The sequence below is a fragment of the Terrabacter sp. NPDC080008 genome (assembly GCF_040702505.1).
Taxonomy (GTDB): Bacteria; Actinomycetota; Actinomycetes; order Actinomycetales; family Dermatophilaceae; genus Terrabacter.
Genome location: NZ_JBFBLC010000001.1, coordinates 31,044 through 45,381, shown reverse-complemented (window position 1 = coordinate 45,381; position 14,338 = coordinate 31,044). Strand labels below are relative to the sequence as shown.

At 73.6% G+C, this 14,338-nt stretch carries 16 protein-coding genes; 9 read left to right on the top strand and 7 right to left on the bottom strand.

The window, feature by feature from the left end; translation table 11 throughout:
- Positions 1-44: 44 nt before the first annotated feature.
- Positions 45-1,856, top strand: a complete 1,812-nt coding sequence (locus tag AB0316_RS00225) for a SulP family inorganic anion transporter (RefSeq protein WP_366269452.1) — start codon at positions 45-47, stop codon at positions 1,854-1,856.
- Positions 1,857-1,866: 10 nt separating this feature from the next.
- The gene (locus tag AB0316_RS00220; protein ID WP_366269450.1) at positions 1,867-2,307 is read left to right on the top strand and encodes an MOSC domain-containing protein; all 441 of its coding nucleotides are present in this window, start codon (positions 1,867-1,869) and stop codon (positions 2,305-2,307) included.
- A 3-nt stretch (positions 2,308-2,310) separates the two neighbouring features.
- Here AB0316_RS00220 and AB0316_RS00215 read toward each other — a convergent pair whose 3' ends face one another.
- The 4 genes from AB0316_RS00215 to AB0316_RS00200 form a co-directional block, all read right to left on the bottom strand.
- Positions 2,311-3,051, bottom strand: a complete 741-nt coding sequence (locus tag AB0316_RS00215) for a hypothetical protein (RefSeq protein ID WP_366269449.1) — start codon at positions 3,049-3,051, stop codon at positions 2,311-2,313.
- The gene (locus AB0316_RS00210; RefSeq protein WP_366269448.1) at positions 3,048-3,572 is read right to left on the bottom strand and encodes a hypothetical protein; all 525 of its coding nucleotides are present in this window, start codon (positions 3,570-3,572) and stop codon (positions 3,048-3,050) included. The genes AB0316_RS00215 and AB0316_RS00210 overlap by 4 nt, the downstream gene beginning before the upstream one ends.
- Before the next feature lie 173 nt (positions 3,573-3,745).
- Entirely contained in the window at positions 3,746-4,036 is a 291-nt protein-coding gene (locus tag AB0316_RS00205) for a DUF1905 domain-containing protein (RefSeq protein ID WP_366269447.1), read from the bottom strand.
- A 30-nt stretch (positions 4,037-4,066) separates the two neighbouring features.
- The gene (locus AB0316_RS00200) at positions 4,067-4,660 is read right to left on the bottom strand and encodes a helix-turn-helix domain-containing protein (protein ID WP_366269446.1); all 594 of its coding nucleotides are present in this window, start codon (positions 4,658-4,660) and stop codon (positions 4,067-4,069) included.
- A gap of 61 nt (positions 4,661-4,721) precedes the next feature.
- On the opposite strand from AB0316_RS00200, the gene AB0316_RS00195 reads away from it, so the two are divergent.
- Positions 4,722-5,297 carry a dienelactone hydrolase family protein gene (locus AB0316_RS00195; RefSeq protein WP_366269445.1) on the top strand — a complete coding sequence of 192 codons (576 nt, stop codon included), beginning with the start codon at positions 4,722-4,724 and terminating at the stop codon, positions 5,295-5,297.
- A 23-nt stretch (positions 5,298-5,320) separates the two neighbouring features.
- Here AB0316_RS00195 and AB0316_RS00190 read toward each other — a convergent pair whose 3' ends face one another.
- A complete protein-coding gene (locus AB0316_RS00190; protein ID WP_366269444.1) occupies positions 5,321-6,649 on the bottom strand; it encodes a GNAT family N-acetyltransferase in 1,329 nt (442 codons plus the stop codon).
- 38 nt (positions 6,650-6,687) lie between these two features.
- Between AB0316_RS00190 and AB0316_RS00185 the strand changes: the two genes are divergently transcribed.
- A complete protein-coding gene (locus AB0316_RS00185) occupies positions 6,688-7,194 on the top strand; it encodes a nitroreductase family deazaflavin-dependent oxidoreductase (RefSeq protein WP_366269442.1) in 507 nt (168 codons plus the stop codon).
- 54 nt (positions 7,195-7,248) lie between these two features.
- Here AB0316_RS00185 and AB0316_RS00180 read toward each other — a convergent pair whose 3' ends face one another.
- Positions 7,249-7,962, bottom strand: coding sequence for a PadR family transcriptional regulator (locus AB0316_RS00180; RefSeq protein ID WP_366269440.1), 714 nt, complete (start codon positions 7,960-7,962; stop codon positions 7,249-7,251).
- A gap of 366 nt (positions 7,963-8,328) precedes the next feature.
- Between AB0316_RS00180 and AB0316_RS00175 the strand changes: the two genes are divergently transcribed.
- The 3 genes from AB0316_RS00175 (at position 8,329) to AB0316_RS00165 (ending at position 10,549) form a co-directional block, all read left to right on the top strand.
- A complete protein-coding gene (locus tag AB0316_RS00175) occupies positions 8,329-8,763 on the top strand; it encodes an ATP-binding protein (RefSeq protein WP_366269439.1) in 435 nt (144 codons plus the stop codon).
- A 176-nt stretch (positions 8,764-8,939) separates the two neighbouring features.
- Entirely contained in the window at positions 8,940-9,752 is an 813-nt protein-coding gene (locus AB0316_RS00170) for a DUF5926 family protein (RefSeq protein ID WP_366269437.1), read from the top strand.
- Between the two features lie 62 nt (positions 9,753-9,814).
- On the top strand, positions 9,815-10,549 hold the full coding sequence (locus AB0316_RS00165; RefSeq protein ID WP_366269436.1) for a glycosyltransferase family 2 protein: 735 nt from the start codon (positions 9,815-9,817) through the stop codon (positions 10,547-10,549).
- A 34-nt stretch (positions 10,550-10,583) separates the two neighbouring features.
- On the opposite strand, the gene AB0316_RS00160 is transcribed toward AB0316_RS00165, so the two are convergent.
- Positions 10,584-12,776, bottom strand: a complete 2,193-nt coding sequence (locus AB0316_RS00160) for a hypothetical protein (RefSeq protein WP_366269434.1) — start codon at positions 12,774-12,776, stop codon at positions 10,584-10,586.
- A gap of 97 nt (positions 12,777-12,873) precedes the next feature.
- On the opposite strand from AB0316_RS00160, the gene AB0316_RS00155 reads away from it, so the two are divergent.
- Together AB0316_RS00155 and pheA are read left to right on the top strand one after the other, a co-directional pair.
- The gene (locus tag AB0316_RS00155; RefSeq protein WP_366269433.1) at positions 12,874-13,389 is read left to right on the top strand and encodes a DUF4446 family protein; all 516 of its coding nucleotides are present in this window, start codon (positions 12,874-12,876) and stop codon (positions 13,387-13,389) included.
- Positions 13,386-14,333 (top strand): prephenate dehydratase, encoded by a 948-nt coding sequence (gene pheA / locus AB0316_RS00150; RefSeq protein ID WP_366269431.1) that lies wholly within the window; start codon positions 13,386-13,388, stop codon positions 14,331-14,333. Before AB0316_RS00155 ends, pheA begins: the two co-directional genes overlap by 4 nt.
- Positions 14,334-14,338 lie beyond the last annotated feature (5 nt).

The window sequence follows — 14,338 nt, the reverse complement described above, 5'->3', positions numbered from 1 at the left end:
CGAAACCGGCCAGATGGCATACGGCCTCGGCGTACGTTCGACCCGTGGCCGACGGGCGGGTCGAGGCGCAGGCCGAGCGGACGAGGTGGCAGCGACGGCTCCCGGGGGTCGTGGTGCTGCGGCACTACGACCGCGCGTGGCTGCGCGGCGACGTGCTCGGCGGCATCACGGTCACCGCCTACCTCGTGCCACAGGTGCTGGCCTACGCGGAGATCGCCGGCCTGCCCGCCGTCACCGGGCTGTGGGCGGCCGTCCCGGGCCTGCTCGTCTACGCGCTGATCGGCTCCTCGCGGCAGCTGTCGGTGGGCCCCGAGTCGACGACCGCCCTGATGACCGCGGCCGGCGTCGGCGCCCTTGTCACCGCTGCCGGGGGCACGGCGATGCGACAGCAGGTCGCCGCGCTGCTCGCGGTCGCGGTCGGACTCATCTGCCTCGTCGGGTTCGTCGCGAGGCTGGGCTTCCTCGCCGACCTGCTGTCCAAGCCCGTGCTCGTCGGCTACCTCGCGGGCATCGCGGCGCTCATGGTCGTCAGCCAGATCGGCAAGGTGACCGGCCTGCAAGTGCCGAGCGGCTCCTTCCTCTCCGAGCTCGGGTATGCCGTCACGCACCTCGCGCAGGTCAGCCTGCCGACGCTCGTGCTGGCGTGCGCCGTCCTCGCGGTCCTCTTCGTCTTCGCGCGCTTCGAGCCGAGCTGGCCGGGACCGCTCATCGGCATGCTGGGGGCCACCGTGGTCGTCCAGGTCCTCGACCTCACGGCCCGCGCGGGCATCGCGGTCGTCGGGACCGTGCCGCAAGGCCTTCCCTCGCTGCAGCTACCCGACCCGACGGGCATCGACGTCTGGGCGCTGCTGCCGGCGGCGCTCGGCGTCGCCGTCGTCGGCTACTCCGACAACGTCCTCACCGGCCGGGCCTTCAGCGGGCGCGACTCGAGCATCCCGCACACCATCGACGCCGACCAGGAGCTGCTGGCCCTCGGCAGCGCGAACATCGGTGCCGGGCTGCTCCAGGGCTTCCCGATCAGCTCGAGCGGCAGCCGCACCGTCATCGCCGACTCGATGGGGGCGCGCAGCCAGCTGCACTCGCTCGTCTCGCTCGTCCTCGTCGTCGCCACGCTGCTGTGGCTCGGGCCCGTCATCGGGGCGTTCCCCACGGCCGCGCTGGGCGCCGTCGTCGTCTTCGCCGCGGTCCGGCTCGTCGAGGTCGGGGAGCTGCGTCGGATCGCGGCCTTCCGGCGCAGCGAGCTGGTCCTGGCCGTCTCGACCACGGTGGCGGTGCTGCTGCTCGGCGTCCTGCCCGGCATCGGCGTCGCCGTCGGGCTCTCGCTGCTCGACCTGCTCCGCCGGATCGTCCACCCCCACGACGGTGTCCTCGGCTACGTGCCCGGGGTGGCCGGCATGCACGACATCGACGACCACCCGAACGCCGTGCAGGTGCCGGGCCTGGTGGTCTACCGCTACGACTCGCCGCTCTTCTTCGCCAACGCCGACGACTTCGTCAAGCGGGCGGTGGCCGTCGTGGACAAGGCGGAAGCGCACGAGGCGGTCGAGTGGTTCCTGCTCAACGCCGAGGCCAACACCGAGGTCGACCTCACCGCGGCCGATGCCCTGGAGACGCTGCGCTCCACGCTCGCCGACCGGGGGATCCGGTTCGCGATGGCGCGGGTCAAGGAGGACCTGCGCCTGTCCCTCGAGGCCGCCGGCTTCGTCGAGCAAGTGGGCGCCGACCTCATCTTCCCGACGCTGCCGACCGCCGTCGCCGCGTATGCCGCGTGGTACGAGCGCGAGCACGGCTCCGGGCCGCCGGGGCTGCGGATCCCGCCGGTCCCCGCGCAGCCCGAGCCCGAGGCCGACCCCTAGGCTCGGCGGCATGACGCCCACCGTCGTAGCGATCCACGTCGCCAAGGGGCGACGGCTGCCGACCCGCTCCGTCCCGAGCGTCGAGGCGGAGGCGGGGGCCGGACTCGTCGGCGACCGCTACCACGGCAGCCGGCACCGGCACGTGACGATCCAGGCACTGCCCGACCTCGAGGCCGCCGCGGCGGAGCTCGGACGGCCCGTCGACCCGGGGCTGACCCGGCGCAACCTCACGATCTCCGGCGGCGACATCCCGACGCGGCCGGGCACCCGGATCCGCGTGGGCGACGTGGAGCTCGAGGTGGTGCGCGTCGCGGCACCCTGCCGGCTGCTCGACGACGAGCTCGGCCCCGGAGCGGCCCGGGCGCTGCACGCGCGGGCCGGGACCGTCTTCCGGCTGCTGACCTCCGGCACGATTCGCGTCGGGGACGAGGTGTCGCTCGAGCCGGCCTGAGGCTCAGGCCGTGCGGGGCAGGAGCCCGGTCTCGGCGTCGGTCGGCAGCAGCGCCACGACGGCCTCCCACAGCGCCGTCGAGGTCGTGGGCACGAGGACGGGCCCGCGGTCGTCCACCTCGACCCGCAGCAGTCCGGCCTCGGTGTCCACCCAGGCGAGGCGACGGACCACGGTGCCGGTCGGCGCCGGGAAGGCGACGTCGACGACGGCCAGGCTCCAGCGGCCTGCGCGCACGGCTGCAGCGGCTGCAGGCCACGGCGCGAGCGCGTCGGCGAGGGTCGCACTGCCGGCGGCGCGGGTGGGCGCCGCGCCTGCGGAGAGGGCGTCGAGCAGTGACTCGTCGACGACCGCCTCGGCGTCCGCGAGCAGGGGACGGGGCGAGAGTCCGGTGAACCGGGCCACCTCGGCGGGCAGGAAGTCGGTGCCCACCGCGGCGAACGCATACGTACCGTCGCCGAGGTCGGTGAGCATCGCGCTGACGAAGGCGACCCACGACTGGTGGAGCGACACCTCGACGGTGTCGCTGCGCAGCACCTGGAGCGAACCGAGGGAGTTGGCCACCGCGGCCAGGGCGCCCTGCAGCCGCGGGTGCGGCGCGCCGCCCACGACGGCTCCCGCCGAGCGCAGCCGCGCCAGCACCTCGTCGCCCACGCTCCCGGGGTCGCCCGCGTAGTCGACCAGCCCGACGAAAGCCTCCGGGTCGAGCTGCAGGTGGCCGGTCGTCGCGTCGAAGACGACGCTCACGCCGCAGCCTGCCGGTCGCTGCGCACGACGAGGCTGGCCGCGACCGCGGCGACGACCGCGGCCATCTCGGGCACCCGCAGGGTGGCGACCCGTGCGGTGAGGGTGATGCCCACACCGTCGACGACGGTGGACCACGACGCGGTCGTCACCGACTCCCCGGCAGGCGTCGAGTGGGTGGTGAGCCGTCGCGTGCCCGGGTGACCGCCGACCTCGACCTCGGCGCGGTCGAGCAGCAGGTAGCCGTCGAGCTCGGCGGCCTCGCGTCGCGACGTCTCGAGGTCCCACTCGACCACGGGCCGGTCGACCGGCGCCACGGTCACGACGACGTTGGTGCGGAAGCGGTCGGCGTCGTCGGGCTCGACGGCGGCCACGACCTCCCCGGGGGCACGCTCGATCGCGTTCCAGCCGAGCGGGACGTCGAAGGAGACCCGGCCACCGTGCGCGGTCACCGTGGTCGTGCCCGAATCCAGGCCCGGCTCGAGCCCCGTTGGCAGGCCTGAGCCCGTGCAGACGTCAGTCATCCGGTGTTCCTCCCCTGTACGCGTCGTCGACGCCCGCGGTCCCCCGACGGCGTGCGATACACATCATGGGGCCCAACCGGACGTATCGGAGCGGAACGGTCATAACGAATTGCCGAATCTGCGGATTTCGTCGTGACCGCGCTGCGCGAACGCCGGAGCGGGTCCCCGGTCGCTCAGTCGTCGACCCGGACGTCGAGGCCGAGTGCGACGGTGTCTCCCTCGCGGACGTCCTCGGCGCGACGGACGGCATCCTTGAGCGGGACGACGTAGCCACCGTCCTTGGGCCACAGTGAGGTCGTCCACTCGGTGCCGCCGAGCCGCGCGGTCACCGGGATCATGCCCCACCCGTAGCTCACGTGGGCCACGTCGTGCAGCGCCGCGGACTCGCCCTGCGGCACGGTGACGAAGTAGTACGGCGCCGGGCCGCGCCACTGCCACACCTCACCGCTGAACTCGAGCTGCATGCGGGCCAGCATGGCAGGCGACGGCGACAGTCAGTGCTCCTCGTCGCCGGCGGGCAGGGCCTCCGGAAGGACCGGCTGGTCGGTCGGGTAGAGGCCGACGGCGAGTCCGTAGACGGTCTCACCCGAGCGGGGGAGGGCGCTGAACTCGCGGACGAGGGCCTCGACTCGGCGCCAGAACTCCGAGGCGCTCTCGCGAGGGATCCGCGCGTGCCGCAGCGTGCTGTAGAGGGTGTCGTCCTCATGTGCCGGCACCGACTCGGCCGCCGCGACGGACAGCTGGTTGACGCACACCGGCACGGTGTCGTCGCCGGGTCGGCGGGCGATCCCGATGGTGATCGTGCGCCCGGTTCGGCCGTAGAAGCGCTCGTCGATCGCCCGCACCCGCCGGGTGCGCACGACCTTGAGCATCCCGGCGTCCACGAGCACGCCCACGTGGTGGGCCACCGTGCTCTTCGGGCGGCCGACGGCGGCGGCGAGCTCGGACACGGTCGCGGCGCGCTCGAGCACCAGGTCGAGGATCGAGGAACGCAGCGGGTCCGCGATCGCTCGCAGCTGGGCAGGCGTGGTCAGCTCCACGGAGTCGGCGACGTCGTAGTCGGGCAGCCGTTGCCTATTGATCGACATAGTTGGATCAGTCTAGATTGGCGGATCGTCAGCAGGTGAACCCTCGAGCACGGGAGCAAGCATGGCCGACGTCCTCCTCTTCCACCACGCCCAGGGCCAGACGCCCGGCTTCCTCGACTTCGCCGAGGCGCTGCGGGCTGCCGGGCACACCGTCCACACGCCCGACCTCTACGGCGGGCAGAGCTTCGCCACCCTGGAGGAGGGCATGGCCAAGGCGCGCTCCGTCGGATTCGACGGCCTCCTCGAGCAGGGAGTCGCCGCCGCGGACGGCCTTCCCGCGGAGCTGGTGTATGCCGGGTTCTCCCTCGGGGTGATGCCGGCCCAGCGCCTCGCCCAGACCAGGGCCGGCGCTCGCGGAGCCGTCCTGCTCGACTCGGCCATCCCGCTGGGCGAGTTCGCACCGGACTGGCCGGGCGGGGTGCCGGTGCAGGTGCACGGCGGCGAGGCTGACGAGTTCTTCATGGACGAGGGCGACGTCGATGCCGCGCGAGGCATCGTCGCGGCAGCCGCCGACGGCGAGCTGTTCACCTACCCCGGGTGTGGGCACCTCTTCGCCGACGCCAGCACCACGGCATACGATCCGCAGGCCGCGGGCCTGGTGCGCGAGCGCGTGCTCGCGTTCCTGGCTCGGCTGTAGGGCGCCCCGGCAGCGGGCACCGGTCAGTCGCGAGACTGGTGGGCGAACGCCGCCCGGGTCAGCGAGTAGTAGACCTCGTCGGACCACGTTCCGTCCGGGTTGGGCAGGCGGCCGCTCAGCCGACCCTCGGCGCGGAAGCCCGCCTTCTCGGCGGCTCGGCCGGACGCGACGTTGCCCACCTTGTGCCCGAGCTCGAGCCGGGCGAGACCGGCCTCCTCGAACGCCCACCGTGAGACGAGACGGAGGGCGCGTGCGGTGAAGCCGCGCCCGCGGTAGGCCGGCAGCACGCCGTAGCCGACGAGCCCGGTGCCCGGTGGTCCGAGCCGGAGCACGCCGATGACCCCTGCGCCCTCGCCGGTCGCCGCGTCGACGATGACGAAGCGCGCTGCGCGGCCGCGTCGCCACTCGAAGACGGCGCTCGCCGCCCGGCGCCGGGCCTGCTCGTCCGTCACCGGCTCGCCGGTGAAGTCCCAGCGCAGGGACTCCTCGTTGTTGTGCTCGTCGCGCACGACCTGCCAGTCGGCCGTGGTCGTCGGGCGCACCGAGACCACGCCGTCGGTCAGGTTGCCGGTGTCGGGGAAGCCGGCTGGGCCGCGCGGGGCTCTCGCGTCCGCGGGCGCTCGCAGCAGGTAGGTGCCCAGGGCCCAGCCGCCGAGCTCGCGGGCCCTCGCGTGCAGCCGCCGCACTTCCGGCAGGACGTCGGCCAGCCGGCCGTGGGCCAGCTGCTCAGCGGGCGTGCCGAGGTGGGCGCCCCAGTAGAGCTCGAGGTCCGGGAAGGCGTCCGCCAGCCCCGCGCAGGCAAGGTCCGCGTCCAGCGTGACCACGACGTCGACGAGGGACGGGTCGTACTCGTCGACGAGACGATCGGCCGTGGTGAGGTGGACGGGAGCGTCACGACCGAGCGCGACCCGGTGACGAGCGGCCAGCAGCTGGGGCGCGCCGATCCCGGCGACGACGTCGTGCTGCAGCTCGATGCCTGCCGCGGCGCACCGTTCGACGAGCTCGTCCACGAGGCGCAGGACGGTGTCGGCGAACGCAGGGTCACCCCAGACGAGCAGCCCGACTGTTGTCTCGTCCTCGTCCAGCGCGCCGATGACACCCAGGGCGGCCGCCGCTCCGGCGACCACGGCGACGCGGTAGGGGTGGTCGGCCGGGACGAGTGCATCGCAGACTGCCCGCCGCGCTGCGGCCAGATCCGGGTGTCTCTCCTCCTCGTCCGGGACGAGGAGCACGTCGACCGTCGCCAAGGCGTTTCGTGCCTCACGGGTGACGTGCTCGGGGTCTCCGAGGCCGACGCCGATGACCCGCAGGCGCCGGACCACCGCCTGCACGTCGGAAGGGGAGGGCGTCACCCCGCCATCGTGCCCGACCGCGCGCCTAGGCTGCACGCATGCAGCTGCGCCGCCTCGAGCAGGCCAACCCGGTCCAGCGCGGGCTGCGCTCGCTCGTCGCGTCGCGGCCCGGCGCCTGGGTCGGCAAGCGGGTGCTCCACCGGGTCGACCTGCTGGCGCACCGTTTCCTTCCGGGGCGTACTCCACCGAGCCAGTGGCTCGCGGCCGTGCCCGTCGGGCTGCTCACCACCACCGGCGCGCGGACCGGTCAGCCGCGCACGGTGCCCCTCATGCTCGTGCCGCTCGAGGACGGCTGGGGCGTCATCGCCTCGCACTACGGCTCGCGCCGGCCGCCCGCCTGGCACCACAACCTCCGGGCACACGCGTACGCCTCCCTGGAGGTCGACGGAGTCGTGCACCGGGTGTGGGCCGAGCAGGTGCGGGGCTCGGAGCGGGAGCGCGTGCGCGAGGCGGCGCTGCGCTGGTACGCCGGCTACACGGCATACGAGCAGCGTGCCGGTGGCCGTGAGCTCGGGGTCTTCGTGCTGCACCCCGAGCGCGACTGAGGCGCTCGGGGTGCAGGCGGCACGGCTGCTCAGGGCCGTTCAGGGCTGCTCGGACTACTCGGGGTCGCCGTCGGCGAGCAGGCGGTAGAGCTTGCGCCGCGTCTCGGTGAGGACCTCGGCCGCCTCGGCCCGCTGCTGTGACGTGCCGGTCGTGACGATCTGCCACATCCCGCCCATCACCTGGCCGACGAGCGGCATGAGGTCGCCGGCGCCGCCGGACTGCCGGGGAGCCTCGTCCTCCTCGGCCGGCGCCTCGAAGGGACGCCAGGTGGCGGCCATCTCCTCGGCGTTCTCCTCGACGTAGGCGCGACCGGCGTCCGTCAGGCGCAGCAGCCTGCGGCCGTCGACCTCGCGGCCCTCGACGAGACCCTCGTCCTCGAGCTGCTGGACGGTCGGGTAGACGGAGCCGGGGCTGGGCTTCCACGCCCCGCCGGTGCGCTCGGAGATCTGCTGGATGAGCTGGTAGCCGTTCATCTCGTCGCCGGCGAGCACGTCGAGGATCGCGGCGCGGACGTCGCCGCGTCGGGCCCGCGGGCCGCGGCGGCCGCCGAACTCGGGGCCGAAGCCGGGCCCGCCGAAGTGGCGGACGAGGTCGGCGACCCACGGGGGCGGCCCGGGCCGTCCCCGCCCGCCGGGGCCGCCCGGCCCACCAGGGCCGCCGGGACCGCCCCAGGTGCCACGGCCGGGACCGAAGCCGCCGCCGCCTCCCCAGCCGCCCCAGCCGGCGTCCCAACCGGACTCGCGTCGGGTGTGTCGGTGTCCATGCATGGTGGTTCTCCTTTCCTGCGACTCACGAACAGTCGCGATACGTCGACGATATATCGCTGGTATCAGAAGATCAATGGCCGCGCACCGGTGGGTATGGGCCAGATACAGAGGTGGGAGACGTTCGATCCACGCGTATCGGTTCGTCTAGGCGTAGGACTAGACAGCGCTGGGTGACACGAGCGAACTGCGGCGCTTGGGAGAAAAAGTCACAGTTCATTGAGGTAGGGCGAAGGTTTGGTTAGCGTGCAGCGGCAGGGGAGCGCACGTCGCCCGTGAGGAGGACTTGACGTGGCGAGCACACAGGGGAACGGTTCGGCGGCTTACGCACGGACGCATGCCCGAGCCGGATCCATCACGAGGAGACCCATGAGCAACGTCCCGGCAGCACCGCTGGGAGAGAAGCGGACCGTACGCCTCCAGTGGGCTCCGGCCGCCGCTCCCCGGATCCGCAGGGAGCTCGTCGAGGACCTGCTCGCCCGAGAGGTCTCGCCGCAGGTCATCGACGAGGCCGAGATCGTCGTCAGCGAGCTGGTCGCCAACGCGATCCGGCACGCCCGGCCACTGGCCGACGGGGCCATCCGGATCCACTGGAAGGTCAAGAACAACGTCGTCGAGGTCGAGGTCTCCGACGGCGGCGGCCCCACCGTGCCCCGGCCGGCGCCACCGGCCATGTGGGCGCCGGGCGGACGAGGCCTGCGGATCGTCCGGTCCCTGGCCCACGAGTGGGGAGTCATCGACGACCACAACGGCCGCACGGTGTGGGCCTCGCTCGGCGGGCCGTCACGGCGCCGCTCGCACTGACCGACCGGCTACCCCGACCGGCACCCGGCCGGCACCCGGCCGGCCACCTCGCGCGGGAAGCGCCGGGTGCGGCCGGTGTCCACCCGGCCACTAAGGTGGCGCGCATGGGTAAGGCATCACGTCGACCGCGCGGCGAGCGCGCCGACCGTTCCGCACGTCCGCTTCCGGCTCCGTTCGTGGCTCGGCCCTTCGAGGGCCTGCCCAACGAGACCGACTGGGTCGCGATGCGCGAGATCGTGCCGGCAGCCACCGCCACGGTCCGCTTCGCCGAAGGCCGGGCCCCGGAGGGGGCGCCCGACGAGGTGACCATCGCGACGGTGCTGCCGCTTGCGTGGCCCGGCCTGCACCGCGAGGGTGGCGAGGTGCTCGTCGGCATCCAGTCCGGCAACGCCAGCGGCGACACCAGCCGGGACATCGCCCAGGCCATCGCCCTGACCTGCGCCGCGGCCCCCGGGTCGCCCGTGGAGACGCTTCCCGTCGCCTCGGTCGACAGCCCCCGGCTGCAGGACGTGCTCGACCTCGAGGCACCCTTCGAGATGCAGCTGCACGAGGGCTTCGAGTTCTGGGTGGCCGAGGCCGACCTGGACGCCGACGGCAAGGAGTCGCTCGAGCGCGCCAACGAGTCGGTCATCCCGACCGTCAAGCTCCAGGCGGCGCCCTCGGCGTTCTGGTGCCGCATCGGTGACCGCACCTATGTCCGCTGGGTGCTGCCGTTCGCCGAGGACGCCGCGACCGACGCCCTCGCCCGGCTGCACGCGGCCGGCCGGAGCCACCTCGGCGAGGGCCGCCTGCTCGGCTGCTTCCGCTCCAGCGGCCTGCTCATCCCGGTCTGGGAGGTCGACCCCTCGGCCGAGGCTGCCGAGTTCGAGGATGCGGTGGCCGCGATGCGGACCGCCATCGACGAGGCCGCCGCGTCCACCGACCCCCTCACCGCAGCCGAGCGTGGCGCCAAGGCCGGCCTCACCAACCGCCAGGTCACCCTGCGCTGACCCGGCGTACCGAGACCTCCGCAGACCTCCCCAGTCCTCCCGAGACACGTGAGACCGTTCCGATGACGCAGAACAGTGCGCCGTCCGTCGTCGTCGTCATCCCGGCCAAGGACGAGTCGGCGCGCATCGCCGAGACCATCCGCGGGGTCCGGGCCATCCCGGGCGTCGCCGAGGTCGTCGTCGTCGACGACGGCTCGACCGACGGCACCCACGCCATCGCGGCCGGTGAGGGCGCCGAGGTCGTGCGGCACGCGCGCAACCACGGCAAGGCCGACGCCATGATGAGCGGCCTCGGCCGGGTCCGCGGGCTGCGTCGGGCCGGCCGCCTCGACGAGGAGGCCGCGGTCCTCTTCGTCGACGCCGACCTCGAGGCCTCGGCCCAGGCCGTCGGTGCACTGGTGATGCCGGTGGCCCGGGGCGAGGCGGACCTCACCATCGCCACCCTCCCGCGCCAGCAGGGCAGCGCCGGCGGTCACGGCCTCGTCGTCACGCTCGCGCGTCGCGGCATCGAGGACCTGACCGGGTGGTCGCCGGTCCAGCCGCTGTCGGGCATGCGCTGCCTGTCCGCAGCAGCGGTCGCCGCCGCGACGCCCTTCGCCCGCGGGTGGGGGGTCGAGGTCGGCATGACCATCGACGTGCTCGACGCGGGCCTGCGCATCCTCGAGGTGCCCTGCGACCTGCAGCACCGGGTGACGGGCACCGACTGGCGCTCGCAGGTGCACCGGGCCGCGCAGTACCGCGACGTCGCGCTCGCCCTGGGCGTACGCCGGTTGCGCCGCCGCCTCGGCCCCGCCTGAGCCGGACACGGCGAGCGGAGCGAGCCCAGAGAACTCAGAGGTGGTGGCGGTCGCGGCGTCGGCGGACCGGCGCCTTGCGCGCCTCGATCGACAGGAAGTGCATGACCGCCGACGCGACGAGCGGCGCGGTGAAGATCGCGGCGACCGGCGGGATGGCCGCACCCGAGTCGTTGGTGAGGAAGCCGATGACGGCCATGACGATGATCGACAACAGGCCACGGCGCAGGATCGGCGCCTCCTCGAGCAGGCGCCGCAGCGGCTCGGTGCCCAGGATGCCGGGGCGCAGCACGACGAGCACGACGAAGACCATGAGCGCGACGACGAGCACCAGCAGCCAGGGCATGGCCACGGCGAGGTCGACGTTGGCGACCAGCTTGCGCGAGAGGACGTCCCAGGCGCCGCCGTCGAGGACGGTCTGCAGGAAGCGGCCGGGGTGCGAGCGCTCGGCCTCCGGGCGGCGCCAGTCGAGGTAGGAGACGAGGCCGACGACGAGTCCGGCCAGGACGAGCACGATTGCGATGTTGCGCACCGACGTGCTCCAGCCGAGGACCCCCATGAGCAGGAACCCCAGCGCGGGCACCAGCGCGATCGGGCCACCGAAGTCGGCGCCCCACGCGGGCAGCACGTCCACGGCGAGGGCGCAGCCGCCGACGAGCACGGCGGCGCAGGCCGCGAGCCGGGGGGCACCGCGCCGCATCAACGCGTGCGCGAGGGCCGCGCACAGCAGCAGGACGGCGGCGGCATACAGCGCGAAGGCGACGTTGCCCATCCCGTAGAAGCGGCCGCCGACGAGCGGCTGGAGGCCGAAGATCGAGGAGATCTGCAGGTGCGACCCGGTCAGCAGGTCGATGCCGATGACCCCTGCGGTGATCGCCGACATCGCTGCGAGGGGCCCGAGCGAGGAGCTGCTCCACGGGCCCTTGAGGCAGACGAGGGTCAGCACGCCGCTGATGACGAGCACGAGGACGAGGAGCATCGTCACGAGCGCCACGGTGTTGGTGGAGGCGCGCCACCACGGCACGAGGTTGGCCAGGAACGTCGCGGCCGGCATCGCCGCCGACAGCAGTCCCGTGAGCCGGGTCATGCGCAGCACGCGGGCGCGCGTGAGCCGGCGGTTCCAGGGTCGCGAGCGGCGGATGGTCACCCACAGCACGACCATGACCAGGAGGGTGCCGGCGAGCCAGATCGTCAGGAACGGCGCGACGATGCGGTGCATGGCGTCGGCCTTGGTGTCGATGTCGGTGAGCACGGTCAGCTTGCTGGCGGCCGTGTCCTCGCTGTTGTTGGCCGAGGGCACGATGCTGAGGGCCCGTCCGCCGATCTCCGTCTTCGGGTGCACGCCGCCGCGCTGGAGGATCGTGGCGGTGATGTCCGACAGCTGCGCGACACCGGTCAGGCGGGTGGAGGCGGAGGCCAGCAGCCCGGGGCCGTAGTGGGGTCCACTGGCTGCGAGCAGCCGCAGACGCTCCTGCTGGTCGCGGTCGGCGAGGCCGGCCACGAGCAGGTCGGCGCCGCTGGGCATGGCGTCCATGACGAGCTCGATCCGGCGCTCGAGGCCGTCGACGAGCTCGCGGTGCCGGGTCGGGTTCGGGTCGGTGGTGTCGATGCTGCCGACGTCGACGATGCTGACGGGGCACTGGGCGAGGTCGGAGACGAGGGTGGTGGCCTGGAAGGGGCTGTAGCGCGCGACCTTGCCGTCGGAGGTGGCGGCCGCGAGCCCGCCGCCGGGTCCGATGGCCTGGATGCACGTCTTGTCGGCGGCGAAGCTGTCGCCGAGCAGCCCGAGCTGGGCCCGGAACTCGTCCTCGCGCGAGGCCTTGGCCAGCGCGTCGAAGCCGGCCACGCGGAAGCCGGTCGTGGCATCGCCCGTGACGGTCGGGAGCGGGGCGCACCGGGGGCGCGTCTCGCTGGTGGCCGGTCCGGCCGCCTCTCCGGCCGAGACCGTCGCCCAGCCGTCGGTGGGACAGGTGGTCAGCGGCAGCGTCTTGACCGAGACCGACGCGGCCGCGCCGTCGCGCAGCAGCCCCCACAGGGTGGGGGTCTCCTTGGCCGACACGTCGTCCCACGACAGGCCGCCGAGGCCGACGACCACGAGCGACTCGCCGGGCTGCGGCGCGGTGGTGGGCGGCACCGGGACGGTCGTGCGCTTGACGTAGGCGAGGGTCAGTGCCGCCGCCATCACCAGGAGCAGGACGACGAGCGTCTTGACGGGGTGGCGGCGGATCACGCAGGACACCCTACAAACCGGTCCTGTCCGCGGCCGTCCCGGTCAGGGACTGGTACGAGGGGGCTGCGAGCCGTCCGCGCGGCTACCCTTGCCGATCGTGGACGCCCCGACGCTGACGACGCTCGCCATCGCGGCCGTCGTCGTCGCGCTCGCGGCCCTGGTCCTGGCGATCGGGTCGCAGCGGCGGCTGGCGCAGGTGCGCCGCGACTTCGCCGCGCTCGGCGGTGACGGCACGACCGACATCGCGCGCGTCGCCGCCGGCCAGAACCAGCGCATCGACCGCATCACCGCCGAGGTCTCCCGGCTGCGCGAGCACGTGGCGAGCGCCGAGGAGGACGTGCGCCAGAGCCTGCGCAACGTCGCGGTGGTGCGCTACGACGCGTTCGGCGACATGGGCGGACGCCTGTCGTTCTCGGCGGCCATCGTCGACGACCTGGGCGACGGCATCGTCCTCAGCTCGATCCACGCGCGGGGCGAGTCGCGGACCTATGCCAAGGGCGTCGTCGGGGGCCGGTCGAGCATCACCCTGACGCCCGAGGAGCAGCAGGCGCTGTCCTCGGCGACGAAGGACGAGAAGGGTCGCGTGCCCGCCCGGACGAAGGACGCCTCGTGACCCCGCCGCGCACCCCGGAGCAGCTGCACCGCTTCGGCTACCTCGGCCCACGCGGCACCTTCACGCAGATGGCACTCGACGCCTGGGACGCCGCCGAGGGGCGTGAGCACGTGCCCTTCGGATCGGTCGACGCGGCGCTGACGGCGCTGCGCAGCGGTGACATCGACGCCGCCATGGTGCCGATCGAGAACTCCGTGGAGGGCGGGGTCTCCGCCACGCTCGACGCGCTCGCGACGGGTGAGCCGCTCGTGGTCATCGGCGAGGTGCTGGTGCCGATCACCTTCGTGCTGTGTGCGCGCGCGGGTGTGACGCTCGACCGGATCCGCACGGTCGGCACGCACTCGCACGCGTGGGCGCAGGTGCGCGGCTGGATGGGGCGGCACCTGCCGGACGCGGTCTACGTGCCGACGCTGTCGACGGCCGCGAGCGCAGCGGCCCTCGGTCAGGCCGGCGAGGTGATGTTCGACGCCGGGGTCTGTGCGCCCGTCGCGGCACGCAACGAGGGGCTGGAGGTGCTGGCCGAGGACATCGGCGACAACAGCTCTGCGGTGACCCGCTTCGTGCTCGTCGCGGGGCCCGGCACGTTGCCGGCCCCCACGGGCGCGGACAAGACCACGGTGGTGCTCTTCCAGCGCGATGACCACGCGGGAGGCCTGCTGGAGCTGCTCGAGCAGTTCGCGGTGCGCGGGGTCAACATGACCCGCCTCGAGTCGCGGCCCACGGGCGAGGCGATGGGGTCGTACTGCTTCTCGATCGACTTCGAGGGCCACCTGCTCGACGCGCGCGTGGGCGAGACGCTGATGGGGCTGCGGCGCGTGTGCGCCGAGGTGCGCTTCCTCGGCTCCTACCCGCGGGCCGACGGTGGGCGGCCCGGCACCCGACCGGGCACCACCGACGAGGACTTCGACCGGGCCAGGGCGTGGCTGGACGACCTGCGGGCCTGAGCCGG

What these genes read in the sequence shown, in the direction of transcription:
- AB0316_RS00220 (WP_366269450.1), top strand. Translation starts at nt 1,867, where the DNA reads ATGACGCCCACCGTCGTAGCGATCCACGTCGCCAAGGGGCGACGGCTG.
- AB0316_RS00210 (WP_366269448.1), bottom strand. Translation starts at nt 3,572, where the DNA reads ATGACTGACGTCTGCACGGGCTCAGGCCTGCCAACGGGGCTCGAGCCG.
- AB0316_RS00205 (WP_366269447.1), bottom strand. Translation starts at nt 4,036, where the DNA reads ATGCAGCTCGAGTTCAGCGGTGAGGTGTGGCAGTGGCGCGGCCCGGCG.
- AB0316_RS00200 (WP_366269446.1), bottom strand. Translation starts at nt 4,660, where the DNA reads ATGTCGATCAATAGGCAACGGCTGCCCGACTACGACGTCGCCGACTCC.
- AB0316_RS00195 (WP_366269445.1), top strand. Translation starts at nt 4,722, where the DNA reads ATGGCCGACGTCCTCCTCTTCCACCACGCCCAGGGCCAGACGCCCGGC.
- AB0316_RS00185 (WP_366269442.1), top strand. Translation starts at nt 6,688, where the DNA reads ATGCAGCTGCGCCGCCTCGAGCAGGCCAACCCGGTCCAGCGCGGGCTG.
- AB0316_RS00180 (WP_366269440.1), bottom strand. Translation starts at nt 7,962, where the DNA reads ATGCATGGACACCGACACACCCGACGCGAGTCCGGTTGGGACGCCGGC.
- AB0316_RS00175 (WP_366269439.1), top strand. Translation starts at nt 8,329, where the DNA reads ATGAGCAACGTCCCGGCAGCACCGCTGGGAGAGAAGCGGACCGTACGC.
- AB0316_RS00165 (WP_366269436.1), top strand. Translation starts at nt 9,815, where the DNA reads ATGACGCAGAACAGTGCGCCGTCCGTCGTCGTCGTCATCCCGGCCAAG.